Source organism: Paenibacillus phyllosphaerae (assembly GCF_014192105.1).
In the GTDB taxonomy this organism is placed as follows: domain Bacteria; phylum Bacillota; class Bacilli; order Paenibacillales; family Paenibacillaceae; genus Paenibacillus_Z; species Paenibacillus_Z phyllosphaerae.
Map to the genome: position 1 here is coordinate 1 of NZ_JACHXK010000023.1, position 24,733 is coordinate 24,733.

Annotated in this window: 27 protein-coding genes and 1 rRNA gene; 10 read left to right on the forward strand and 18 right to left on the reverse strand. The window is 53.3% G+C overall.

Going from position 1 to position 24,733, the window contains the following annotated elements; all coding sequences use genetic code 11:
• Positions 1–98 (reverse strand): 16S ribosomal RNA (locus FHS18_RS29145); the annotation flags it as partial.
• A 423-nt stretch (positions 99–521) separates the two neighbouring features.
• Between FHS18_RS29145 and FHS18_RS29150 the strand changes: the two genes are divergently transcribed.
• Positions 522–701 carry a hypothetical protein gene (locus tag FHS18_RS29150; protein ID WP_183603927.1) on the forward strand — a complete coding sequence of 60 codons (180 nt, stop codon included), beginning with the start codon at positions 522–524 and terminating at the stop codon, positions 699–701.
• Positions 702–937: 236 nt separating this feature from the next.
• Complete coding sequence (locus tag FHS18_RS29155) at positions 938–1,600, forward strand: MgtC/SapB family protein (RefSeq protein ID WP_409348587.1); 663 nt, start codon at positions 938–940, stop codon at positions 1,598–1,600.
• 59 nt (positions 1,601–1,659) lie between these two features.
• On the opposite strand, the gene FHS18_RS29160 is transcribed toward FHS18_RS29155, so the two are convergent.
• The 6 genes from FHS18_RS29160 to FHS18_RS29185 all read right to left on the reverse strand — a co-directional run bounded on the left by FHS18_RS29160 (position 1,660) and on the right by FHS18_RS29185 (position 5,693).
• Positions 1,660–2,226 carry an NUDIX domain-containing protein gene (locus tag FHS18_RS29160; RefSeq protein WP_246427991.1) on the reverse strand — a complete coding sequence of 189 codons (567 nt, stop codon included), beginning with the start codon at positions 2,224–2,226 and terminating at the stop codon, positions 1,660–1,662.
• A gap of 11 nt (positions 2,227–2,237) precedes the next feature.
• Positions 2,238–2,837, reverse strand: coding sequence for a P-loop nucleotide/nucleoside kinase family protein (locus tag FHS18_RS29165; RefSeq protein ID WP_183603929.1), 600 nt, complete (start codon positions 2,835–2,837; stop codon positions 2,238–2,240).
• Between the two features lie 164 nt (positions 2,838–3,001).
• The gene (locus FHS18_RS29170; protein ID WP_183603930.1) at positions 3,002–3,427 is read right to left on the reverse strand and encodes an Ohr family peroxiredoxin; all 426 of its coding nucleotides are present in this window, start codon (positions 3,425–3,427) and stop codon (positions 3,002–3,004) included.
• Between the two features lie 137 nt (positions 3,428–3,564).
• Positions 3,565–4,257 (reverse strand): metal-dependent hydrolase, encoded by a 693-nt coding sequence (locus tag FHS18_RS29175; protein WP_183603931.1) that lies wholly within the window; start codon positions 4,255–4,257, stop codon positions 3,565–3,567.
• Positions 4,258–4,472: 215 nt separating this feature from the next.
• Positions 4,473–5,123 (reverse strand): nitroreductase family protein, encoded by a 651-nt coding sequence (locus FHS18_RS29180; protein ID WP_183603932.1) that lies wholly within the window; start codon positions 5,121–5,123, stop codon positions 4,473–4,475.
• Between the two features lie 144 nt (positions 5,124–5,267).
• On the reverse strand, positions 5,268–5,693 hold the full coding sequence (locus FHS18_RS29185) for an Rrf2 family transcriptional regulator (protein WP_183603933.1): 426 nt from the start codon (positions 5,691–5,693) through the stop codon (positions 5,268–5,270).
• Between the two features lie 209 nt (positions 5,694–5,902).
• On the opposite strand from FHS18_RS29185, the gene FHS18_RS29190 reads away from it, so the two are divergent.
• The 3 genes from FHS18_RS29190 to FHS18_RS29200 all read left to right on the forward strand — a co-directional run bounded on the left by FHS18_RS29190 (position 5,903) and on the right by FHS18_RS29200 (position 7,733).
• The gene (locus FHS18_RS29190; protein WP_183603934.1) at positions 5,903–6,568 is read left to right on the forward strand and encodes an ArsR/SmtB family transcription factor; all 666 of its coding nucleotides are present in this window, start codon (positions 5,903–5,905) and stop codon (positions 6,566–6,568) included.
• A complete protein-coding gene (locus tag FHS18_RS29195) occupies positions 6,565–6,873 on the forward strand; it encodes a hypothetical protein (RefSeq protein WP_183603935.1) in 309 nt (102 codons plus the stop codon). The genes FHS18_RS29190 and FHS18_RS29195 overlap by 4 nt, the downstream gene beginning before the upstream one ends.
• Before the next feature lie 170 nt (positions 6,874–7,043).
• Positions 7,044–7,733, forward strand: a complete 690-nt coding sequence (locus FHS18_RS29200; protein WP_183603936.1) for a hypothetical protein — start codon at positions 7,044–7,046, stop codon at positions 7,731–7,733.
• Positions 7,734–7,792: 59 nt separating this feature from the next.
• Here the strand turns inward: FHS18_RS29200 and FHS18_RS29205 are convergent, their stop codons facing one another.
• From FHS18_RS29205 to FHS18_RS29215, 3 genes are all read right to left on the reverse strand, one after another.
• The gene (locus tag FHS18_RS29205) at positions 7,793–8,938 is read right to left on the reverse strand and encodes a cation:proton antiporter (protein ID WP_183603937.1); all 1,146 of its coding nucleotides are present in this window, start codon (positions 8,936–8,938) and stop codon (positions 7,793–7,795) included.
• A 159-nt stretch (positions 8,939–9,097) separates the two neighbouring features.
• Positions 9,098–9,379 (reverse strand): hypothetical protein, encoded by a 282-nt coding sequence (locus FHS18_RS29210; RefSeq protein WP_183603938.1) that lies wholly within the window; start codon positions 9,377–9,379, stop codon positions 9,098–9,100.
• 26 nt (positions 9,380–9,405) lie between these two features.
• Entirely contained in the window at positions 9,406–10,686 is a 1,281-nt protein-coding gene (locus FHS18_RS29215) for an ArsB/NhaD family transporter (RefSeq protein ID WP_183603939.1), read from the reverse strand.
• A 336-nt stretch (positions 10,687–11,022) separates the two neighbouring features.
• On the opposite strand from FHS18_RS29215, the gene FHS18_RS29220 reads away from it, so the two are divergent.
• The 4 genes from FHS18_RS29220 (at position 11,023) to FHS18_RS29235 (ending at position 13,875) form a co-directional block, all read left to right on the forward strand.
• Positions 11,023–11,916, forward strand: coding sequence for a DMT family transporter (locus FHS18_RS29220; protein WP_246427987.1), 894 nt, complete (start codon positions 11,023–11,025; stop codon positions 11,914–11,916).
• A 112-nt stretch (positions 11,917–12,028) separates the two neighbouring features.
• Positions 12,029–12,523 (forward strand): CBO0543 family protein, encoded by a 495-nt coding sequence (locus FHS18_RS29225; RefSeq protein ID WP_183603940.1) that lies wholly within the window; start codon positions 12,029–12,031, stop codon positions 12,521–12,523.
• 102 nt (positions 12,524–12,625) lie between these two features.
• Positions 12,626–13,600 (forward strand): asparaginase, encoded by a 975-nt coding sequence (locus tag FHS18_RS29230; RefSeq protein WP_183603941.1) that lies wholly within the window; start codon positions 12,626–12,628, stop codon positions 13,598–13,600.
• 98 nt (positions 13,601–13,698) lie between these two features.
• Positions 13,699–13,875, forward strand: a complete 177-nt coding sequence (locus FHS18_RS29235) for a YjfB family protein (RefSeq protein WP_183603942.1) — start codon at positions 13,699–13,701, stop codon at positions 13,873–13,875.
• An 81-nt stretch (positions 13,876–13,956) separates the two neighbouring features.
• On the opposite strand, the gene FHS18_RS29240 is transcribed toward FHS18_RS29235, so the two are convergent.
• The 5 genes from FHS18_RS29240 to FHS18_RS29260 all read right to left on the reverse strand — a co-directional run bounded on the left by FHS18_RS29240 (position 13,957) and on the right by FHS18_RS29260 (position 19,887).
• Positions 13,957–15,750 (reverse strand): FTR1 family iron permease, encoded by a 1,794-nt coding sequence (locus FHS18_RS29240; protein WP_183603943.1) that lies wholly within the window; start codon positions 15,748–15,750, stop codon positions 13,957–13,959.
• A gap of 18 nt (positions 15,751–15,768) precedes the next feature.
• Positions 15,769–17,094: an iron uptake transporter deferrochelatase/peroxidase subunit gene (gene efeB, locus FHS18_RS29245; RefSeq protein ID WP_183603944.1), complete on the reverse strand. Its 1,326-nt coding sequence runs from the start codon at positions 17,092–17,094 to the stop codon at positions 15,769–15,771.
• Between the two features lie 6 nt (positions 17,095–17,100).
• Positions 17,101–17,982: an iron uptake system protein EfeO gene (efeO, locus tag FHS18_RS29250; protein WP_183603945.1), complete on the reverse strand. Its 882-nt coding sequence runs from the start codon at positions 17,980–17,982 to the stop codon at positions 17,101–17,103.
• 112 nt (positions 17,983–18,094) lie between these two features.
• Entirely contained in the window at positions 18,095–19,267 is a 1,173-nt protein-coding gene (locus FHS18_RS29255) for a PstS family phosphate ABC transporter substrate-binding protein (RefSeq protein ID WP_183603946.1), read from the reverse strand.
• A complete protein-coding gene (locus FHS18_RS29260; RefSeq protein ID WP_183603947.1) occupies positions 19,264–19,887 on the reverse strand; it encodes a cyclase family protein in 624 nt (207 codons plus the stop codon). Before FHS18_RS29260 ends, FHS18_RS29255 begins: the two co-directional genes overlap by 4 nt.
• Before the next feature lie 202 nt (positions 19,888–20,089).
• Here FHS18_RS29260 and FHS18_RS29265 point away from each other — a divergent pair, with 202 nt between their 5' ends.
• Positions 20,090–21,019, forward strand: coding sequence for a DMT family transporter (locus FHS18_RS29265; protein ID WP_183603948.1), 930 nt, complete (start codon positions 20,090–20,092; stop codon positions 21,017–21,019).
• 92 nt (positions 21,020–21,111) lie between these two features.
• On the opposite strand, the gene FHS18_RS29270 is transcribed toward FHS18_RS29265, so the two are convergent.
• The 3 genes from FHS18_RS29270 to FHS18_RS29280 form a co-directional block, all read right to left on the reverse strand.
• The gene (locus tag FHS18_RS29270) at positions 21,112–22,725 is read right to left on the reverse strand and encodes a sensor domain-containing diguanylate cyclase (protein ID WP_183603949.1); all 1,614 of its coding nucleotides are present in this window, start codon (positions 22,723–22,725) and stop codon (positions 21,112–21,114) included.
• A gap of 209 nt (positions 22,726–22,934) precedes the next feature.
• Positions 22,935–23,291: a hypothetical protein gene (locus FHS18_RS29275; protein WP_183603950.1), complete on the reverse strand. Its 357-nt coding sequence runs from the start codon at positions 23,289–23,291 to the stop codon at positions 22,935–22,937.
• Positions 23,292–23,475: 184 nt separating this feature from the next.
• Positions 23,476–24,732, reverse strand: coding sequence for a stalk domain-containing protein (locus FHS18_RS29280; RefSeq protein WP_183603951.1), 1,257 nt, complete (start codon positions 24,730–24,732; stop codon positions 23,476–23,478).
• Between the last annotated feature and the right edge of the window lies 1 nt (position 24,733).

The window sequence follows — 24,733 nt, forward strand, 5'->3', positions numbered from 1 at the left end:
GCCGCTAACCTTACCCCGAAGGATAAGATCCGCTCGACTTGCATGTATTAGGCACGCCGCCAGCGTTCGTCCTGAGCCAGGATCAAACTCTCCATGAAAGAAGTGCTTGTGACTCATTACTTAACTAGCTATAAAACATATCGCTCATTGTTCAGTTTTCAAGGAACAAGTGATGATTGCTTTGAGCGAGCTCCTGCTCGATCAGCATTCATCAGTTCTTTATCGCTTTACTGCTTGTCCGCGTCACTCTCGCGACCGGAATTAGAATATACCATACTACCGTTTAGCTTTGCAAGTGTTTTTTGAAATTGTTTTTTGCAACCTCAGTTTAACGCTTGTTATGCTTTGACTTTCCGCGACAGGAATTACATAATAACTTGTACTATCGCCCAACACAAGTGGAAATGATTCACTGCACATTAGTGTACGATTCCCCGATTGTAGGACTTTTATTCCGGCTTCTTGTTCAAAGCGAATGGAAGCGCCTAAAACAATCCGAACATATTAAGGAGCGATTGCAAATGAGAACCGAAGACCAGATCAAGCGAAAATTAAACGAACTGAACTTGCAGCATAAAAACCTGCGGTCTTCCCTATCTCCCGAGGAGGCTCAGGCTAATCCGCATCTTGGGCGTATCGAGGATATGATTGCACTGCTGGAGTGGGTACTGAACGCACCGAGCGGAAGTTACCATAGTTAAGGGCTGGAGGGCTGACCTCCGGCCCTTTTTCAACCTATCCGTTTCACTCCGGAAATCGCAGGTGATGGTATATTAACAAATTGTAAAGACAGTGGTACGCTATATAGACGTATAAAGCGGAATCAACCTTAATATACTTGCACAACATTTAACTGCGGCAAAAAGGAGGACCCGAATTGGACCTGGTTTATAACCCCGAAGTGTGGCAAATCAGCTATTGGGAGATTACGTTTCGCATGGTGCTCGCGCTGCTGCTCGGCGGTTTAATTGGACTTGAACGTGAACTTGGCGGGCATTTTGCCGGGTTCCGTACTCATATCCTCGTATGTTTAGGCTCAGCGGCTATCGTCATTCTGTCCATCTACGGGTTCTCGGAGTTCGCGAGTGAGCCGAATGTTCGAATGGATCCTGCACGTCTGGCGGCACAGGTGATCAGCGGGATTGGCTTCCTCGGCGCAGGTACGATTATGCGAACCGGGCTGACGATTTCCGGGCTGACTACTGCGGCCTCCTTGTGGGTTGTTGCCGCTATCGGATTAACGGTGGGGGCAGGATTTTACTTTGGCGCGGCAATTCTTACATTACTCGTCGCGGTAAGCCTGTTCTTCTTCAATAAGATGGAGAAGCGCTTCTCACGCACGAAAAAAACACGCCACCTCATTATTCGCGTGTCTAAAGGGTCCACTTGCCTCAATCAAGTCGTCAGCCACCTGAGCCATAACGGAATCCAAATCAACAAGTTGATGATGGAAACGGAAGACAGCTCGGGCTCCGAAGGAATCCTCATCATCCGCCTTCATCTCAAGCTGAAGAAGACGAATCGTTACGAGCAAATTATTGCGGAGCTATCGCTTATCGACGGCATGCGCGGACTCGAAACGGAAGGCGAAGCCATCTAACGCAAACAGGGTCCACTTCTCGCAAGTGACCCTGTTCTTCATTCTATAGGCTTTGTCCATTACATGACACGGAATAATCCATACCCTTGCAAAGGAACGACTGGATTCGTGTCTATAGCCAATCCCGCATTCTTGTCTCCCTTTAATGCGATATCTACGAGCCACTGCGTTAGCCCTGCAACGTTCATCGACTGCATTTCTTCCAAGCTGAAAAATCCTGCCGCGTCAACCTCCACGCCATCCGGGACAGGCTCTCCCGCTATATAATCCATTGCAAACGCAAGATAAACATTATGTATGCCTCTTGGTTGATCTCGCACCGCGACAATGCGGCTAGCTACGGCTTCAACGCCGGACTCCTCTAGTACTTCGCGCTCAATTGTCTCATGAATCGGCTCCAGTTGCTCGATATACCCTCCAGGATTCGTCCAATAACCTTTGCCAGGTTCTTGCGCCCTTCTTACGAGCAACACCTTATCTTCCTTAAGGACGAGTGCCCCTACTCCGATACTGTAATTCCCCCAATGGACGTAAGAGCAGTCTGCGCTGCCGCATGCAAGTCTCATGATTCCGTCAATTTCGCGCTGCTGAAGCTCGTGTCCGCAGCTCATGCAGTATTTTGCCATCCTGCTCACCTTCACTCTTCCATAATCTGTTGGTCCAAAAAAAGCTCGAGCATCGCTAGCTTCTCTGATGTTAGCGCTGCGGTATTATCAAACTCCATCATAGAGCGTGCATCGATCGGCCAATGCAGCTGCCTGCGCGCAAGCGATCGCGAGAATGTCTCCCAATGATCAAGCTTCCATTGATCGAGAACGGATCCGCGTCGTTCGATCCGCTGCCGATAGTCCGCAAGGCCTTTCAGATGAACGAAAACAACTTTAACCTCGATATCCGTCAGCGTCCGGCCAATCCGCCTAAGCTCCTGTTTCAGCCATTTCGGGTCCTCGGTCTCCTTCGTAAAAGGTCCAATGACGAAGCATTCCGTGCCAAGCTCGATGTTCTCGAGCGCCGCATCCATCGTAATGCGATAACCAAGATCACGGCATAGACGCTTGTAATCGTCCGAATCACGATCGTCCGGGTCGAGGCCTTGAAGCTTCATAATCGCCTCCGCGGCTGGCCGAAGCAGCGTATCCATATCTAGCAGCACCGCGCTTCGTCTCCGGGCGAGCGACTTGGCAACCGTGGTCTTGCCCGCTCCCGCCGGACCGAGAAAAAACACAAGGCGTCCCATATAGGGCCTCCTCTCCAAGCTGAATTCATAAATATATTCAGAATAGCGTAAAAAGAAAATACCGTAAACTGCGTTGCACGCCGAAAAAAACAAAAAAAGGGATTCCTGCAAGAAACCGAATCAATGTCCGGTTCGTCGCAGAAATCCCTTGTTAGAGGGCAATATTACTGCACGACAATGCGGTCGACAGTCACATTCCCTCTTGTACCTTTGGAATAAGGGCACACTTGATGAGCCTCTTCGACCAGCTGATGCGCGGTATCCGCGTCTACGCCATCGACTTTGACCTCAAGTCGAACCCCCAGCTGATATCCGTTGTCCGACTCGTCTCTTAGCAGGGAAACATGGGCAGTCACCTGGGTGCCCGTCACGTCTTTTATGCCCTTGGTACGGATGACGAGGTTTAGCGCTTGGTCAAAGCACGAGGCGTAACCTGCCGCGAACAACTGCTCCGGATTCGTTCCTGCGCCGCCGGCACCGCCTAATTCTTTGGGCATCTTAACATCGAGATTCAGTACGTTATCCGAAGATACGACCTTTCCGGCCCGTCCACCCGTTGCGGTGACGGTTGCTGTATATAATACGCTCACCTTTGTCTCCTCATTTCCTATATGATCCACACGTTTAAGTATTGTGGATCATCACGAGTAAGGTTATGCGCTTATGATGGATTGGAGGAGAATGCCTAGTGCATCCTGGCTGCCATCGCTTGAACGGCGTGCAGCCATTACAATTCAATAGACTCTCCCGGTGCCAACACCTTACCTTCCAAGCCGCGTTCCTGTAATTGTGCCACGAACGCTTCGGCATCCTGTTTAATGACAGGGAACGAATTGTAATGCACCGGAATGACAAGCTTAGCTCCATACCATTCTGCAGCTTGAAGCGCATCCTCGGGTCCCATCGTGAAATGGTCGCCGATCGGCACGAACGCGACATCGATCTGATTGCGCTCACCGATTATTTTCATATCGCCGTAAAGCGCGGTATCGCCGGCATGGAGAATCGTGAATCCGTCTGCGCGCACGATATATCCGGCAGGCATGCCTGCATAGATGATTTGCTGCTTCTCTTCGTCAACAATGCCCGAGCTGTGGAAAGCCTGGATCATCTTGGCCTGCGCGAATTTGAGGTCGACGGTTCCGCCCATGTTCATGCCGACAGTCTTAACGCCCTTCCACGACATGTAGGTAGCAAGCTCGACGATTGCGACTACCGGCGCATCGTTGCTCTTGGCAATCGGCTCGGCATCGAGAATATGGTCGGCGTGCGCGTGCGTGAGCAGTACCGCGTCAGCCTTGATCTCCTCAGGCTTCGCCACCGCAAGCGGATTGCCCCGCAGGAACGGATCGATGACCAGTGATTTGCCGCGGCTTGTCTCGATATGAATGCAAGAATGTCCGTGATACGTAATTTTCATATGTAAGTGCCTCCTTACGTTTATTGGTGCAGCAGACCACCAGATTGGAAGCCGCTACCGTAAGCATAACGTTGCCGCCGTCCGATTTCAACGCGCGCTGCCAATTGCTGCTAGCACGTGACGATCAGGATGGGTCGCGACGAACAAGGAAGGACACAAAACTGCCGGGCACCAACAGCCCGGCAGTTTTGTGTCTAGAAGAGCCTTTCGACCGATTATCCTTGGAAGGCTTGGTTCCAGAACGTAATCCGTTCAACGGGCAATCTTGTCGTCGGATGCCCTTCTTGGAGTGCTTTGCCGATCGGGAGCAACAACATCGGAACGTAGCGGTCCGGGATCGCGAAGGCTTCCTTGAACTTAGTCTTGTCGAAGCCGGCCATCGGGACGGTATCAAGACCTCTTGCGCGAGCGGATAGCATCAACTGCATCGTTACAAGACCGCCATCGAACAGCGCCATCTCCTTACGCTGCTGTTCACTCATGTGCGGCAGCATGGCATTCAGGCGCGCCACGAAACTCTCCTTCGTCGCCTGCGGCATGAAGCCCTTCTCCACTGCGGCAGTATAAATTTCTTCGACATGCTCCAAGCATTCCAGATCCCCTAGAACAGCTATCACTGCCGAAGCCGAAAGCACTTGATCCTGATTATTGGCGATCGGATGGAGCTGCTCTTTCAATTCCTGCTGATCAATAATGAGAAAACGCCATGGCTGCAAATTCGCCGATGAAGGTGCTAGCGCGGCCTCCTGAATGATTTCCTCAATTTCCAGTTTGCTTAATTGGACAGTCGGATCGTAGACGCGTACCGATCTCCTGCTCTGAACAAAATCAAGATATGAAGCTGCTTGCTGAGTTTGAATGGTCATTACATTGCCTCCTCCATTTACTGTGCCTAAATTAAGCACAGTATGTTTCTAAAAAAGCAGTTAGCTATCATTCAAACTAACTGCAACTGCTTTAAGCACATTATAATAGATAAGACTGGAGGCTGGCAAGAGATTTTACTTACTTTATTTTAGTGAATACATCATATCTTGAATCGTGTACTTGCGTAAATAGGCAATCGTCTGTTGATCCGCCTGTTCAATGATCGTCCCCAAGATATGGTCGATCTTCTCCGCCTGCGCACAATCTTCATTATTAGACTCCTTGCATTCCGTCTCCTCTGAGCGTAAGGCCAGATAGACCTCACCGAGCGTAATCTGATCGGCCGGAAGCTTCAGACCGTAACCGCCCTCTCGCCCTTCCTTGGCCTCCACGATGCCCGCTTGCGCCAACGAGGCAAGGATCCGTCTGAGAAAGGTCGCGTGGGAATTGACCGCGCATGCTATGGAAGCGCTAGACAGGAAGGTACCTCCTTGCGCGAGTTGCACGAGGATATGAACGGCTATGCGAAAGCGCGGCGGGCCGATCTGGCTGCTCTTGTTGGTCTTCATCGTTCTACTCCCCCTCTACTACTAAGTCTAACGCACCGGCTTGCAATCGTGCAATTCCCGCTAACTGCAAGGCACTCACGTACCTGTTTATCCGGTTACAAAATGGGCTGCAAAAACTTCCATGATTTGGTTGACAATTTATACCGTCATGTTTTATTATACGAGTAAATAAATTTGACCGTGTAAAAATGTTAGGATGTGAAAATGAAATGGACCAATCATTTACGATAACGAACTATGATCAGTTACGCGCGCTTAGCGATCCTTTCCGCGTCAAGATACTCGCCCTTCTCATCGAAGGCTCTTATACCGGCCAGCAGATTGCGCAGCACCTGGAGATCCCCCGCGCTAAGATACACTATCATCTAAACGAGCTGGAGAAGTTCGGCTATATCGAGGTCGTGCGAACGGAAGCGAAGAACGGCATTATTCAGAAATTCTATCGTGCCGTCGCCTACAGCTTCCGCCCAGCCGATGATCTGCTGCCTTACACGGTCGAGGTTGGAGATTATTACCGGCATGCGATGCTTGAAGTGCTCGGGCGGGCAAAAGATCGGGTATTGTCCGCACCTGAGGAGGCATTCCAGACGAAAGAGCAAGACGTCAACAAAAGGTCCCGCATGTCGGTGCAAGCAGAGATTCGGGCCAGCGAAGGCGCATTCTTGGATTGGCTCGGTAAATTCCGCGCCGTCATCAAAGAACTGGACGATCTGACGAAGACGAAAGATGCTCCGGATGCCAAATGGTTTTATTTCGCCGGCATCGGATTCCAAATCGACGAACCGCGCTTTGCAAACAATGAAGAAGAACCGTCGGGAGACATAGAAAATCCCGAAACCAAAAACATTACCCCCACCGAGGAGGAAGAACAATGACAGGCATGCATCCTTATCATTTCGAGAAAATGCATCAGCATCAACAAGCGGAGCTGCAACGGCAGCACCGCAATACCTGGATGTTATCGGACCAAATTCCGAAACATCCAGTGCTTAGCCGGGTAACGAGCCGGATTGCGGAGCTGTTCCGCGGCAAATCGGAGAAAGCGTTGAAACGCAAGGCGTATCTTGTTCTGGAGGAAATGCTTCAGCACGAGAATGAAGAACTGAGGCTGCGCGCCGCCGAAATCATTCTTCGCCGTCCTTCCAACAAGCTCTCTCCCCGCCCTTTAAGCCGTTCCTAACCTCAATCCGCTGCCGCATACGAATGCTTATCTCCCTGCAAGCAAGTAACCGCCTAACGACCCGCCACTAAGCTAAAGATGAGTAAATCAACTGATGATAGGTATAATTCGGTCTCCTGGGGAAACTTCTTATATAGTAGGAAAGTGAACCATTAGGAGGCTATTTGCCAATGATCGCTTCTTCAAAAACAGCAGCTGTCTGTGCTTTAATCGCGATTTGCATTGCTTTTCCTCTGCACGCCGAAGCCTCTCCGCAAGCCAGCGCCCTCAAGCATAAGCTCGAGCAACAACTTGGCGCATACGGCCGCATCCAAAAGATCGAGATCGATTCTGACTTAGGGACGCCCGCATTGCTGTCAGGTGTCTTGAGCAAGCCGTCGAGGCACACGCCCGAATGGATCGCCTATGACTTCCTCCGCGAGGTGCGTACGCACTATGGCTTGATTCACCCGCTCCGAGAGATGCTCGTCAAAGAAAAAACAAGCAGCACTGACGGCGGCTCGATCGTCAAGCTGCAACAGCTTTTGTTCAATACGCCTGTATATGGAGGGCAATTGGAAATCCAGGTTGACCGCGACGGCGTCGTCCGCCGCGTGGAAGGTACCGTCTATCCGGGATTAGAAGAGAAGCTGTTTCATCGCCGGACCTATCCTGTCGTATCGTCCAAAAAAGCCGTGCGTCTGGCCAAAGCCTCATATCGCGGTGAAGGCGAGCTATCAAGCAAGCCTGTCGTCACCCGTTATTATTTGCCCGATCGTCCTGGTACCCCGCTCGTGTACGAAGTTATCTTCGAGATCGAAGGAGCTCCATCACCTTATCGCGTGCTCATTCATGCGGTAATGGGTCATATCATCCCATAGCAATAGCAAACAGCCAGAACGGATGATCCGCTCTGGCTGTCGTTGCCTTTCTTGCATAATCAGGTTTGCGGCTGCGCCGCTTCTTCCTTGAAGAACAGCTTCATCATTGGAGGCGTCACAATCGTCGTGACCAGTACAACAACGACAAGCACCGCGAACATCGAATCGTTCAATAACCCCGCCTCTTGACCGATTGCGGCAATGATAAGCGCCACCTCGCCGCGCGATACCATCGCGGCTCCAATGCCAAGCGCATTGCGGGTGCCAAAACCCGCTGCCCGCGCCCCTAGTGCCGAACCGATCAATTTCGTTGCAATGGCAATCAAACTCAGCAGCACGATCAGCCACAAGTGCTCTGATATACCGGTAAATTCAACCTTGACGCCTATCGAGGTAAAGAAGACCGGAACGAATACGGCGTAGCTGATCGTTTCCGTTTTCTCGGTAATTTCATGCTTATAGCCCGTGAGGCTGATTGCGACTCCGGCAATGTATGCGCCGATAATCGCTGCGACGCCGGTGTATTCCGCCATATAGGCGAATACGAAGCAAATAATCAAGCCTGCGGAGACGACGCTCTCCGTCACTTTTAGCGGAGCAAAGAGACGCAGGACCCACGGCACAATCTTCCAGCTGGCCAGAATCGCGATGACGAAGAAGGCGATTTTCTTCGCGATGACGAGGCCAAGATTCACATCGCCGCCTGCAAGACTCATAACGAAGGCAAGCGCAATAATGACGAGGACATCATCGATGACGGCAGCTCCTAGAATCGTCGCGCCTTCGCGGGATTTGAGACGGCCCATCTCCTTAAGCGCCTGAACCGAGATGCTGACGCTAGTGGCTGACAATAAGAGACCGAGGAATACAGCCTCCAAGGTAGTCATATCAAGCACAAGCCCGGTGAAGTAGCCTGCGGCTAACGGCACGGCAATCCCTGCAATACCTACGTACGATGAGGCTTTGCCGGTTCGTTTGAATTCATCGATGTCGGTCTCCAGTCCCGCGATAAACATGAGCAGAATAACACCGATCTGGCTCAGCTCCTCAAGCGCGGTCGTCTCATGAATAAGGCCAAGCACGGCAGGACCGAGCACGATACCGATCAGAAGCTTCCCCAGAACGGCCGGCTGGCGCAGTTTCACGCTGACTTCCCCCGCAAGTTTGGACGCCAGCAGAATAATGGCAAGATCAAAAATTAACATGGATAAATCCCTCCTGTTTCAAATTAACATGCGCATTTGTGCGCTAAAATAATAAAGAGCCCCTCAACCAACGATACAGCTGCGATTGACACAGCTCTCCCTTGGTGACAGACTCCTCCAGGTACTTCCGATATTGAATTGGGTATTACGATCGTATCGTTACTTGCGAGCCACGCTATCGAGCAACCGTGCCTTAAACAGTTCCGTTACGAAATCATCGTAATACTGCTGTTGCACGATGATTTTGTATTCGTGGCCCGGGTAGGCATAGAACAAGACGTCGTCGAAGTCTTGATTTTCTTCAAAGGTTCTTTGCACCTGCTTCAGCCCCTGCAGCATCTGCGGGTCATCGCCGATGACGCGAATCGCAAACGACGTATCCTCGCCGTCCTTGCTCTCCTGAATGTCGAGCTTTCCTTGATCGTAGCTGTATGTGACCATAGCCGTTGCCCTCCTTAACCCCTCAATCAGATCAGGTAACGCAAATAAATATAGATGCTGCATAACGCGATCGAGAGCAGCATGAGCGGAAAACCGATTTTCAAGAACGAAAGGAAACGAATCGGATGTCCTTCCTTGCCCGCAAGGCCGGCAACGATCAGGTTCGCGCTCGCACCGATCAGCGTGCCGTTACCGCCTAGGCATGCGCCAAGCGCAAGGCTCCACCATAGCGGCTCCAGATCGGTTACGCCCATCTGGCCCATCTCTTGAATTAACGGAATCATCGTCGCCACGAACGGGATATTGTCGATGAACGCGGACGCAATGGCACTGAGCCACAGAATCAGCATCGACGTTGCTACCAGATCGCCGCCGGTCAGATCGATCGCGCGCGCCGCGAGTTGCGCGATTACGCCTGTCTCAACTAACCCGGACACAAGTACGAATAGCCCGATGAAGAAGAAAATCGTCGTCCATTCTACGCGGCTGAGCGATTCCTCCATCTTATGTTCGCCTGTCATCAATAGAAGAACAAACGCACCGGCCAGCGCAACCGTAGCCGATTCCAGATGCACCGTCTGGTGAAGGAAGAAACCTAGAATCGTCAGCCCCATCATAATCAAACATTTGCGCAGCAGCTTATGATCGGTGATGATCGCCGAGATATCCAGTTTCATCAGCCCAGCCTTAAGCTCGGGGGTCGTATGGATTTGTTTGCGGAACATGAACACGAAAATCGGCAGGTAGACGAGCATCACGATGATCGCGATCGGCGTCAAATTGTTGATGAATGCCATGAAGGTCAGTTCCTCCACCGCACTGCCGATCATAATGTTCGGCGGGTCGCCGATTAACGTTGCAGTACCTCCGACATTCGCAGCGAAGATCTGCGTGATCAAGAAAGGAGTAGGCGATACCCGCAGCTGCCTCGTAATGCTAAAGGTGACCGGTACCATAAGCAGCACCGTCGTGACATTGTCCAGGAATGCCGAGCCTAGCGCCGTGATCGATGCCAGGGCCACTAAGATCCAAACCGGCTCTCCTTTCACTTTCTTGGCCGCCCAGACAGCCATATAGCGGAATAATCCGGTCTCCGCAGTGATGCTGACGATGATCATCATCCCGATTAATAGCCCTAGCGTATTGAAATCGATATGATGCAAGGCCACTTCCTGGCTAACAATTCCCGTTGCGACCATCAAAATTGCGCCGATCATAGCTACAATGGTTCGATGGATTTTCTCCGAAATTATCAGTCCGTAGATAACCAGAAAGATGGCTATTGCCCAATAAGCTTGCTGTTCCATATTCCCTCCTGCGGTTGCCTGAATTATCGTTCTTCAAGGTAATATACCCAAAAAAAGACAGAAGGAGCCCGCTGGTGGCAGGCTCCTCCGATAATCCGTTATGAAGTTCAATGTCTTTATTATAAAGCAAGCCGCAGATTAAAGTAAATAGCATTCACGATTATACCGTTTTCATCCATACTTTATTGCGGCTCAATGACGCCGTGCAGGAAAGCTTCAGATCCACCTTCTGCAATTCATCGTGCCGTCGTTATTCTATTGACGGCCTGCGCAAAAATTTGTATCGTCAAGCTTGTCCGCAACTAGATTATCTTAAGAAGGCAGGTCATACGCACCATGAACACGTTGCAATCCCCATTCATTCGCATGCTTCTCGCCATGGCGATATTCGGTTCCATCGGCTATGCTGCCGGGCTGACCGCGCTCAGCTCATTCGAGCTCGTATTCGTCCGATGTGTATGCGCGACATTATTCCTCTGCGCGATCTGGCTTCTGTCCGGCCAATACAAGAAGGAACGGTGGCAGCGGCGCGAGGTGCTGATCGTGCTGCTCAGCGGAATTTTCTTGGTGTTCAACTGGGTATTCCTCTTCCGCTCCTTCGAGCTTGCACCTGTTACGGTAGGCGTGTCCATTTATTATTTGGCACCGGTGCTGGTCCTTCTGATCGGTAGTGCGCTGTTCCGGGAGCGGCTCACATGGATCTCGATCGGTTCGATCATATCCTGCGTCGTGGGCACCGCACTCGTGTCAGGTCTCGGCAGCCAAGCTTCGCTGCAGCAGTGGATGTCGTCCGGCGTCTTGTGGGCGTTCCTCGCCGCGGTGTTCTATGCTTGCATGACCCTCCTCAGCAAAGGGATAACCATGATGAGTCCCTATGCGGTCACGATGCTGCAGACGCTTCTTGGGATCCTGATCCTGCCGCCTTTCGTTCATTTTGGCGCTTTTGGCTCGCTTACAGGCGGGAACTGGGCGACGGTTGCCGTCATCGGCGTCATCCATACCGGCATCGTGTACTACTTCTATTTCAGCAGCGTCCGCGCCCTGCCTGCCCGAACGATATCCGCCCTTGCCTTCCTCGATCCGGGGATCGCCATCGTACTGGATATACTGATTAGCGGATTTCGTCCAAGCCTTCCGCAAGCGGCCGGAATCCTCCTGACCTTCGCCGGCATGGCTATGTCTTTTCTGGGCTCCTCCGACAAGGAGAGAGAGAATCCGCAAGAAGGTTGATTCTTGGCGTTCCAAGGGTTACATCTGCTGTTATATTATAATTCCTCATGCGCGAAGGCATACTTTGGAATGAATAATCAGCATGCTCGCTAGCGAAAGGATCGAGCCATTCATGCTCCTGAACCGGATCGTACTCATCGGATGCATCGTCTTAACCGCCCTTCTGCTCCTATTGTTTACCCCGCGGGACAAGTTCAGGGAAGTGATCCTGGTCTTCCTGTTCAAACAAGTGCTGACTTGGCCGATGGGGGTTCTTGCCGTCGAGGCGAACTGGATCCATTACCCCGTCCGCGAATTTCCGAATACGATAAAGACGAGCTTCTCATTCGAATACTTCATCTATCCGGCTATCTGCATCCTCTTCGTGCTGCGCTATCCCAAGCATAAACCGTTGCCGTACAAAATTGGCTGGTATCTGTTCTTCCCATCTTGGATGACGGCTGCGGAGGTGCTCATCGAGCATGAAACGAAACTCATCCAGTATATCAATTGGTCATGGTACTTGACCTGGTTGTCACTGATCATTACCTTCCGGATGTCGCACGCATTCTATGATTGGTATACAATGAGGGGAACCGTAGTCATTGGCGATAAGCAGCTTCCTTAAGAAGTGCCGGCCGAATTACGAGCTTATATGTTAGCAGCGCTGAATGCGTCGTTCTTCGTCTATAGGAACAAGAACGTTCACGAATCAGCATGGGGAGGTCCTATGAAACGAATTCATATCTTTACTACCGGCGGGACGATCGCCATGCAGAGCAATCCGGAGACCGGCGTCGTAGAGCCAATCGAAGGCCATTATATGACAAGCTGGCTGGACCATTCCTCTCATATCGTCATGGAGGATGTGTTCAATAAGCCAAGTCCGCATCTGACGTTCGAGGACTTGCACGTGCTGTACCACAAAGTGAAAGCCGCGATCGACAGTCCCGATATCGATGGTATCGTCATCACGCACGGGACGGATACGCTTGAGGAAACGGCCTATTACCTCGATCTGCACTTACCGGCAGGCAAGCCCGTCGTGGTTACGGGGGCGATGAGGTCATCGAACGAGATCGGCTCCGACGGCCCGACGAACCTCGTCAATGCGATCCGAACGGCAGCAAGCGACGAAGCTTCCGACAAAGGCGTGCTGGTCGTGTTCCAAGATCAGGTGCACGCGGCCCGATACGTCACCAAGACGCATACATCCAGCCTGTCGTCGTTCAAATCGACGGAGTTCGGCCCGATCGGATTTGTGGAGAAAGCGAAAGCCGTCTTCCATTATTCGCCGCGTAACCAGGAATGTTACCCGGTACCGAGCCGGATGAGCACGGTGCATTTACTTAAGACGGCACTTGATATGAATAGCGACATGATCGAATATTTCATCGACCGCGGCGCTGCCGGACTGGTCATTGAAGCGTTCGGTCTCGGCAACGTACCGCCTGCCATGATGGACGGCATCAAGCTTGCCATCGCCAAGCAGATTCCCGTCGTGCTCGTCAGCCGCTGCGGCAGCGGCAGCGTGCAGGACACTTACGGTTATGCTGGTGGCGGGCATACGCTGAAGGAAGCCGGCGTTATTTTCAGCAATCATCTGAACGGTCCTAAAGCCCGTATCAAGCTAGCCTCCCTGCTTGCCGGATCCCTTGATGTCGAAGCCATTCGGCAGGCTTTCGAGATCGATACAAGATTATAAAGAGCGCCTCCGGAGCCTTAGCTTCATGATTTCCTATTCATCTGAAGCGACCTGCCTGCCGATATAAGGAGTATCCTTAAATTGGAGGTGCACCGCGAATGGATGTTGCTATGCTATCCATGAGTCTGTCCCAGATGAAACTCGGACAAGCCGTCAGCGTCAGCGTGATGAAGATGGCCAAGGAGACCGCGATTCAGAACAGCCAAGATATGCTGCGCACGATGCAGCAAAGCGTACAGCCCCATCTGGGCCAAAGTCTGGATCTGAAGGCGTAAGGCAAAAAAGCTTAATTGCGCTCTGACGGCTATGAACGCCGAGAGCCAATTAAGCTTTTTTAGTCCGATGCGGAAGGCGGGTTAGACGGTCGTTTCCTTCCGAATGCCAATATATAACCTCGAGAGGTAACGGATGAGCAGGTAAACGACCAATGAAGCCTGCGGAATGATGGTTTCTAACGTCGGATAGATGCCTAATGCCCCCAACGATACGCCGCTTGCGATATTATGCGCAGGCAATAAGCCGGATACTTGAAGCGAGTGTATGCTTTCGCCGATGAATCGAAACACCAGGATGTAGATAAAAGCGGAGGCCAATAGGAAGAACGGGCGCAGCGGCAGCTTGACGCTGTACCGGATCATCGACAGAGCAACGAGGGCTAGCAGCACTATGGCAGCCGCTATACCTAATACCATCTGGAACAGCGAGATCGAAGGCGCCATGCCTACATAGAAAATCGCCGTTTCCGCCCCTTCCCGGAAGACGGATAACGCCGCTACCGCAAATAACGACCACAAGCTGCCTCTGGCCAGCGCGCCGCCGATCTGCCTATCGATAAATGCGTTCCAAGTGCGAATATTCGATTTGTTGTGCAGCCAGTTGCCGACAAGCAGCATGAAGATAACGGCTCCCAATCCGGCAAAACCTTCGATCTTCTCCCTCGCGGAGCCTGATATCGCCTGTGACACCGCGTAAGTCAAGACGATCGCCATGACGGCGCTCAATACCAGTCCGAAGCCCGCTCCGCTCCAGATCCATTTGCGCTTGTCGGCATTGCCGGACTTATTCAAGTAGGCAATCAATGCAGCGAGGACTAGAATGGCTTCCAACCCTTCCCTCAGCAGGATCGCCCCGGCGTCGAAAGCGGTGTAGCGTGTCTCCTCCAGCATAGGTTCGAGCTGTTGTTTCATCTCGCCAATCACCGCAAGCGCCTTATCCGTCTCCGCAGGCTCGGAAATGAGGTAGCCTGAAGCCTCCGTCATCTGAATCTCGATATTGCGGTAGACATCGCTGGAGCGAAGCTGAACTTCGCCTTCCACGCTCGGCCACATTCGGATAAAGACTTGCAGCTGGTCGTTCGCTTCCGTTATGCGGCCGCCCTCTGCCTGTGCGGCCGCTTGACCCAATACCTTCACGGCTTCCGCCAACGTAGCAGATTGTTGTTGTAACGTTGCTTCCGGCGTCTTGCCTGCCGCATAATCGGAGACTTCCTCCAACAGCGCCGCCGTCTCCTCGGCTGCTTGCTCCGCGCGAGGCGGTTCTGCTCGAAGCGCGATACGAATCATGCTCATGCTCGTCTCCAGCGTACCATAGACAGCCGTGTTATCTGAACGGATCGGCTGCTCGATCTTCGTCCATGCCTTATCCAGTTGGCTGTAATCGGCGCTAGCCGCGTCCCATTGGGCAGATTGAACATGGGCAGCTAACTGCTCCAATATTGGGGTAAGCTTGCCGGCTGCCTCCGGACCTGATGCTTCAGCCTCCCCATCCTGCGCCTTCATGTACGCATTCACAACTTTCACTGCGGCTGCCAGCGCTTCTTTGGCGCCGACGGGGTCGCTGGAAGCCGAAGCCACCGCAACACGGGCATCGGACAACGCCAGAGTCACGTCCTCGGCCAAGTCTGAGCCACCGGACTCTAGCCATAGATTCTGGGCTTCCTCCATCGCGGATTCAGCGTCACTGTATTTCTGCTGCCCAATATCGACGAGCGCGCCGCCGATGACAGGCAAAATTCGGTCAAGCTGCTGCGGCTTCTCCGCTCCATAAGCCGCTCCGACGTTCAATGACCACAGCAGCGCCAACACCGGCAGCATGATTGCGACGCTAATACGATGTCCCTGCTTCTTCTGATGATGACCAAGCCATCTCATTCTAGATGCTCCCTTCCCTTACAGCAGCGTATCTCCGATGTATCCGCCCTCGCGCACCCCCGGGAAGCAAGCAAACACCGCGCTCCCATTATGCACGATATATTCGTTCAACTTGTCGCTGGCAAGCCGTTTCTGCACCGGAATAAATTGTTTGGCGATATCGCGCTGATAACTGATAAACAGCAAACCGGCGTCCAATTGACCCGTTGTTCGATCGAGCCCGCTGGAATAGGAATAGGATCTTCGCAGCAAATGAACCGAATTGTCTCCGCGGGCTAATCGGACATGGGCATTCATCGGGATAAGCGGATTGCCATTCTCATCCTTGGCGTTAAGATCAACCTGATCGAACTCGTCACGGCTGCCAAGAGGCGCGCCGCTGCGACGATGTCTGCCGAACGTAGCCTCCTGGTCCTGCAAGGTCGAACGATCCCACACTTCAACCCGGATGCGTACGCGCCGGACAACCATATAGCTGCCGCCCGCCATCCAAGGCACGCCATCGTCTGCTTGCGCCCATACAACCTCGTCCATCGTCTTCGGATCATGCACATTCGGATTGACGGTGCCATCCTTGAACCCCATCAGATTCCGCGGCGTAGCGCCAGCCTTGTCGGAATGCGAACTGCGTTGGAATCCTTCTTGCGTCCAACGAAGGACGGCCTTGCCCCTGGCGATACGGGCGAGATTGCGGATGGCATGAAAGGCGACTTGCAAATCGTTGGCGCATACTTGGATGCCGATATCCCCGCCTGTCCATTCGGGGCGGAGCTCGTCACCGCTGAAGGCCGGCAAGTCCGCAAAGGTATCCGGCTTCTTGGCCGATAATCCGTAACGCGCATCGAAGAGGGACGGGCCGACTCCGAAGGTAATGGTTAATCCGGAGGGCACAAGCTCCGCGGCTTCCCCGGTATCCGAAGGCGGGAGATTCGGATTGTCGTTCGAGCTACCGATCATGCCTCCACTCGTCATCACTGCGGCAGCTTCGGTCCATTGCTGGAACAGCTTGCGCACCTGGGCAACCGCATCCACTGTCAGATCAAAGGCGGCAAAACAAACGAAATCTTGCGGAGGCGTAGCAATGCCTGCCTGATGCGCGCCGTAAAAATCAACGACGCCGCTGCCGGCCAAGTCTTGCGCCTCCCGCTTAACCGGCGCGCTGCCGGCCTGGAGGATCCCCCCGGTACCTAGGCTGCCTAACAACAGACCTGCGCCGCCGATCCCCGCCAGCTTCAGCACGTCCCGGCGGGTGATCGCTTTGCGCCACATGCCGCCCGACTGCCGGGTGTTCTCATCCTTACGAAGCTGATCGGAAGGATCTTGCGTTCCCCCTTGTTCGCTCATGATCGATTACGCCTCCAGTATCGTCCCCATCTGGGACAAAGGCTCAGCCAAAGCATCCAGCGCCTGACTTAACGCTTTCGTATCCGCTTCGGTTAGATCGGTATACGAAACATAGCCATCTCCGGACTTGTATTTGGCCAAGAGCGTCTCCATCGCCGTGAAGTTCTCGCCGATCTGAGCTTCCAGCTCCGCATCCTTCGCCTGTAACGCCGGTTGAAGCAGCTCATAGATCTTCTTTGCGCCTTCCACGTTCGCAACGAAATCATACAGGTCGGTGTGCGAATACCGCTCCTCTTCGCCGGTCACTTTGGAAGAGGACACCTCGTTGAGCAGCTCGACTGCTCCGGTAACCAGCATCGTCGAATCGACTTCGACCGTCTCCATCAGCGCGCGCAACGCTTGAACATCGCTAAACAGCCGGTCTGCGACCTCCGCCATGCCATCGGTGGTGTTGTTCACCCACAACGATTGCTCGATCTTATGGAATCCGCGCCAATCGGCGTCCGGCACGTCATTCTCGCGAGCGTCGATATTCGGGTCGAAATCCCCGAGCGATTCCGCGATCGGCTCAATGCGTTCGTAATACATGCGCGTCGGCGCATACAGCGCCTTTGCCGTCTCCAGATCGCCATTCTTCACTGCGGTAACGAATTTTTCGGTTTCAATAATGAATTGGTCGCATTGCTCAATGCCATATGTTTTGTAGCCGGTCATCGCATCGGTCAAATCGACAGGCGCATCGGCAGATTCCGTTGTCGTATTGGCTGTATTAGCAGCGGTTGTACCTGCTTCTGCCGATTCAGCTTGATTATTCTCCTTATTGCCGCACCCGGCTAGCGCAATCGAAGCTGCCACGAAAAGGACAGCACCAGTATTCCAGACCTTCATTCCAATAAAGCCCCCTATTTAATATTGATAATCAGTCTCAATTATAATTCGGGAACCGCACTACGTAAATAACTGATTTAGGTTTCAAAAAATTTTTACGCCAACTCACGGCTTAATTCGTCTGACCAATCGGCGTATAACCAGTCGCTTCGACAATGCGCTGTCCTTGCTCGGACAGCATCCATTCGATGAACGGCTGGACATTCGGATTGTCCGTCTCCGCGGTTATCGCGTACCATTCCATCGATAGCGGATACGCTCCACTGGCAATCGTCTCCCTGCTAGGCGCAACCCCGTCGATCTTCAGCAACCGGATGTCGCCGCTGTCCACCATCTGCGTCGCGTAGAAGAGGAACGAGTAACCGAGCGCATTCGGATAGTTGCGGTAGTCCGCCGTCTGATCGATGATATCGCCCATCCCGACCGCGACGTCCTCCTGCGGAGGCGCCATCAATGGACGTCCCTCCATAATCTTCTCGAGCATCGTCTGGCTGCCGCTGTTCGCAGGCCGCTGAAAGGCACGGATCTTCGCTCTATTCCCGCCGACTGCCTGCCAATTGGTGATGTTCCCGGCATAGATATCTCTTAGGTCCTCCAGCGCCACATTGTCCACCGGATTATCGGCCTGGACGAAAAAGACGAACGCTTCCCGCCCGATCGGCGTAAGCTTCAGTTCGATTCCTCTTCGGTTGGCCTCATACAGCTGTTCCTCGGATGGCGGGCCCGCGAAGATCATATCGGCTTCGCCATTCAGCAGCCGCTGATACGCCATCGGCGTCGTGCTGCACAGTACTTCACTCTCATCGAGCGGATACGTCTTACTCGGATAGACCGCTTGCGCGAAAGCAGCGTATAGCGGATAAAGCGCTGTCGCGCCATCTAATCGCGGCAAGGGATTCGAGATGGTCAAGGTTGAAGGTTCCTGCAGCAGGGCGGCTTGGGTCCCCGGCTCGAATGGCTGGTACGCATAGAGGTCGACTTCCGCTTTCATCACCTCGAAGCTGTCCCGATAGGCTTGTCTCAGCTCGTGTACCGCAACTGAAGCGCCACCAAGGAATAAGAACGCAGCGAAGCCGGTCAGATACCACTTGCGTGGAATGCGCTTTACGAGACTTAGCAGAAGTAAAATAACTAGGCCGAAGGACATGACGAAGACAAGCGGTGTATAAAACTTGCCTCCGCCTGCTAATGAAGTAAAAATCATCCCCAAAAACCCGACTACAGCGACAAGCGGCACCAGGACAATAACGAGCGCAATATGCCAGATCGGTATCGTCTTCTTCATCGCTTGTCTATTACCCGGGCAATGATCCGCGCGATCGACGAATCCGCTTCAATATGGAGCGGCAGCGCTATCACTTCGAATGCTCCGACATGCAGCAGTTGGCGGACGCCGGTCAGATTCTCCGCGATCAAAATCCGATTGCCGAGCAATCGCTTATGGATCGCGAAAGGCTCATAGTCCGGCGACGGCGTGTCCAGGCCGAGCAGCTTGACCTTTTTGCGGACGAGCAGCTCAGCGAAAGCGGGCATGACGGCAGGATACGAGGTGAAATACGACGGTTGGCCGAACATGTCACTATGCCCTGTATGAACGATCACGATGTCCCGTTCCTGAATTAACGACTCATATTCCGCTTTGTAGTCGATGACGTCATCGCCTTCCGCGTTAATGACGCAGCCATTGCCGACAAAGGTATCCAGCGGGAATTCGCTCAAGTAGACTTGCGATTCCGTCAGATGCATCGGACCGTCGATATGCGTCCCGGCATGCATGTTGATCGACAGCTGGTGGTTATTGTAGTGTTCATTCGCATATTGCCTGGTATGGTTCAGCGTCGTTGCGTCATCGCCGGGAAATACGGGCAGATCATGGCGAATGCGATGCGACAATTCAATCAGCATGAAGATTCATCCTCCCATTCCATCTTTATGGAAAATATTACAATTTATATCCGAGCAATTTCTGTTAGGATATAGTAAGCGGCTAAATCGCTTCCATATTCCAACATTTAACAATTATAGCACAGCCTATTATCCGGCGAATAGTTCATCATTCGATATACAATAGCGCTTCAAGCGATCGAGAGGAGATCGGCAAGCAACGATGTGGTTAGTATTTTCCTTGCTCGCCGCGGTCAGTTTCGGCTTGCGCGGCACGTTCTACCATTGGACCAGTCAACAGCAGCTGAACCGCAATATGCTGCTATGCGGGACATTCTTCATGGGAGTCGTTATCTGCGCCGTGTGTATGGGATTTTCCGGTCAGCAATGGACGAACGAAGCTTGGATCGGCGTCCAGATGGGATTATTCTCTTTTGCCGCTAACGCAAGCATGTTCAAAGGGTTCAAAGTCGGCAAAGCTTCGGTCGTGGCGATCATTACCGCACTGCCGGCCGTCGTCGTCGGGATCGTTGCTTTCTTCATCTGGAACGAGCGGCTCACCTATTCCCAGCTCGTCGCCTTCGTCATCATCATTGCCGGCATTCTTCTGGTGCGCTACTCCAACGATATTACGCTGCATAATTTGCAAGGGGCGCAATGGGGCCTCCTTGCCCTGTTCATGTTCGCAGGCAACGATCTGACGGGCAAATATTCGCGAATGCTCGAAGCTCCGCTCTATCCCACGCTATTGGCCATGTTCGCCACGGGCACGTTATGCTTCGGCCTATGGCGTCTTCGCGATTGGCGTACGGAGGCTGCCTTGAAGCGCGTGGTTCAGGTCGCCAGTGTCGAGGGATCACATCCGGCCGCAGCTCACCCCGCAGCACGAACCGCTTCGAAGCCGCAGTGGCGCGATGGGCGCACGTTCCTCGTCGGGATGGGGGTCGGCATCACGAATGCCGTCGGCATGATGCTCATCCTGAGCGCTTTTGAACTCGGCAAAGCCGGTCTCGTATCTGCGATCGTCGCCCTGAATGTGCTGCTAGTCCTGCTCTATACCCGCTTCATCGTGAAGGAGCGGTTCACGCGGTTGGAACTGACCGGCATGCTCACCGCCTTTGCCGGTATTGTGTTCATGCGTTTGTTCAGCTAGCGAGATGCGCTCATACCCAAATGCCAAAAAAACGCCCTGCCATGCTTGCGTACCAGCAAGCTGCAGGGCGTTTTTTGTGATGCGCGACACGGTCAGGCTTCCCTTGCCGTCAGCGCCAATATGTCTTCTGCCGTATAGACGGCCAGATCGTTCTTCCCGCTGCGCTTGACGCTATACATGGCTTCGTCCGCCTTCCGGATCAGTTCCGTCAAATTAGGCGCATGCTCGGGATATAAAGCCACCCCGGCACTGAAGGATATCGGAATAAGCAAATCGTATCCGATGAAAGGCCGAATCGTAAGCGCCTGCAGCCGGTCGCGAGCCGCTTGCAAGACCGGAGCTTTCCCCATCGGGAAGATGACGATGAACTCGTCGCCGCCGATCCGGCCTAGGATATCGCCTTCCTGCGCGTGCGCCTTCAGCACATGGGCAATATGCTCGAGGTAACTGTCGCCGACCAGGTGGCCGTTGCGGTCGTTAATCGCCTTGAAATCATCGAGATCGATCAGAATCAAGGCAAACCGCTCCCGATCTTGCACCTTCTGGTCAACCAACTCCTGCAAATACGCTCGGTTGCAAAGACCGGTCAGCGTATCGTGATGAGCGAGATACCGGTAATTCCGTTCGGATTCGACGAGGCGGCGTTCCGTCTCTTTCAGTACCGTCACATCAATCAAATGCAGGACGAGCAAGGTCTCATCCCCGTCCGTGATCCGATCCAGATTGGCCATCATATCGGCCGGCTGCTCGAACGGAATGCGCAGCGTAAGCGCCAGCCCCATCCCTTCCTTTTTGGCGGAGATATAGGCTCCCAGCTGCTCCGTCAGGCATGTGCCGTCTTCGAAATAAAGATGGCCTGCCACGTCAATGACGCCCGTCCGGTTCTTCAGGCCATTGAACATGGACTTGGCGCTCGGATTCATCTCGCGAACGCCGCCCTCGCCATCCAACATCATAATTGCCGTAGGCGCCGATTGGAATAACGTAATGAATCGCTTGCGAAAGTCCGGCAAAAAATCGTATTTGCTGATCGCGCGCTGCATAAGCAAGAGCCAGACGAACAACCCCGTGAAGTAACAGGACATCGCCGAGGGGCTCGTCAGCACGCCAATCTGCAGCAGCAGCGTAACCACGAACAGCCAGACAAAGAGCATCAGAATGCTGAGCAGCAGATTCAGCAGCAGCTTCTTGCGCCTGGGCTCTTTGGATTTGAACCAGGAGATCAGCAGAATCGAGACGGACGAGAGCATGTAGACCCCGACGAAGAATAGCGCCAAGGCTAGCAGCATAGGGTGAAGCGGGCTCGGCCCGTTCTTCACCTCGACCCGGTATAGCGCACCCGGCGAATACACGGCAAGCAGCACCGCCAGTAACACTAAGGGTGAAGCATAAATAATCGGTATGAACCGCTTGTTCCGCCGCGAGATCTGTCCGCTGACGATCAGACAGATATGCACAAGCAGACTGATTGCAATCAGCAGCATGGGGGCATTCCACATCAGAACGATATGCGATTCCCATTGAGGCGGGAACAGCGCCTTCTTCGTATACTCGCCAAGGAAGTAGAACAGCAGCGACAGCATCAAAAATGAGGCCAGCCGGTTCAGTTCGCTCTTGCGGTTGCGAACATATAAGCGAATTGCCATGTAGAAGAATAAATACGATGGCAGCAGGATTGTCAGGAAGTCAACAGAGATTTCGTTCATATCCCATTCCTTCGTCGAAATGACTCGTAATTTGGAGCAATATTTAATTCTAACATGTGATCTACGAAATGGCATGTTAAAATTCGACAACAATTAGTCCGATCGTCGCACGACCAAGTGCCGATCCGCGAGACGAAAGGGGATCCATCTGCTGCACCCGGCAACTTTGGAATAACAAAAAAAACGGCTGCATAGCAGCAGCCGTTCCATTAACGGTTCACTTTGAAGCCCCAGATCGAATCTTTGCGGTGGGCGGCGCTTTCTTGGAGGATGCCTACGCGAGGGTCAGCAGGGTAATGCTGCTCCAAATAGAACAAGAAGGCTTCGGTGAAGCGAATCTCCATGTTGAGCTTATTGTATTCGCTCAGATAGTTCTCCATCCGGCGTTGGCTGTCCTCCCACCGGGGCAGGTCCTCCGGCGTACTGCTTCCTTCCCGCTGGCTGGACGTAAGCAGCCGCAGCTCCTTGGCGGCCTGCCCTGCGCCGCCGTATTTGACGTACTTGACACGCAGCAGCCATATGATCAACAGTACGATAACGCATCCTAGCAGTAATCCTGGTTCCATGAATGTCTCTCCTTCAGTAAGCTATCCTCCATTGTAACATAGTTTGGGGCAATATCCCTCCCCGCGCCGAATGGATGCGCCCCAAACCGGGTTATCTCTCCAGCGCACGCGTAGTCCTCCAGGCTCTGCCATGAAAAAAGCTGCACAGGAGGTTAGTCCTGTACAGCTTCGAGATAATCTTCAATTAGTCCATTACAATCGTTTGCTGCATCTTCGCCATCGCGGCCTGGCCCATAATGCCGATTCGCCAGATCGCGATTCCTTTGAGATTATAGCGTTTGGCCAGTCCAATCTTGGCATTGACCGACGACTCGTCCTCGCTGCCGAAGGAGATCCCGAGCACCAGCTTCTCGGCCGGCGCTTCCTTCAACGCAAGCCGGATCGATTCGTCGACCCGCTTCATCGGCTCGGGGCGAGTCTCATCCTCATAATGATAGGCCATAATGACGAGCTCGTCGGCAACCTTGGCCAACTCCTTATAATCGTATCCGTGATAGGCGCCGTTCAGCGGATGAAGCGCCAGCGACAGCTTCAGCCCCAGCGGCTTCGCCTGCTCGGCGAGCGCACTAACGAAGGCGGTGTAAGATTGCTGCGCCTGCTCGAAGTCTCCGGTCCATCCAAGTCCTTCAAAATCAAGCGCGATACCGCCGAACCGATTCTCCTGCGCGATGCGGATCATCTCATCGATCGCCGCTTGGCTCAGCATCGGATCGTTCAGCAGCTTGGTCAGCTCCCCGTCGCCGTCTTCGCCGAACACCATGAAGTAAGGAAGCGTGCCTTGCGCGCCCGCATCCGTCACCAGCGACTCCGGCGTCGTCTCGCCCGCTGCCTGCGGCCACCTGAAAGTTTCGCCGGATAAGGTCAGCTTCCCGTCGCCGTCAATGCGCGACCACCCGAAGGCAACGGAATCGAACCGGCTGACATAAGCCGCCTCGCTGTAGGAGGAAATCGCATAATAACCGAGCGTATACAGATCATCCACCGGGGACTGGATAGTCACCGTGCGCGTAGGTCCGTCCCAAGCTACTTTCGCGCCGAATTGGCTGCTGAAGAAAGCAAGCGGCACTAGCGTATTGCCGTTCTTGGCAATGGGGGCGACATGGAGCAGCACGGTCGTCCCGTTCACGGTCGCCTTCTTATCATTTAGTTTCAGGACGACCGTACGGTCGACGCCGTTCACCTGCTTCACGGCTGTAATCGTCTGGCTCGCGGCATTCCATGCGACTTCGACTTGAAGCGCTACGGCTATTGCCCGGAACGGGACCATGTTCGTTCCGCTGATGACAAGCGGTTCGACCGGCATGGTTAGCGGATAGCCGTCAAGCTGTATCGTTGTCGTCGCGACAGAGGCCGATGCCGCCGATGCCGCCGGCAATCCCGCCTGGCCGATCGTCATGCATGCCAATCCTGCAAGAAGCATGCGCTTCATACGTTTGTTCATT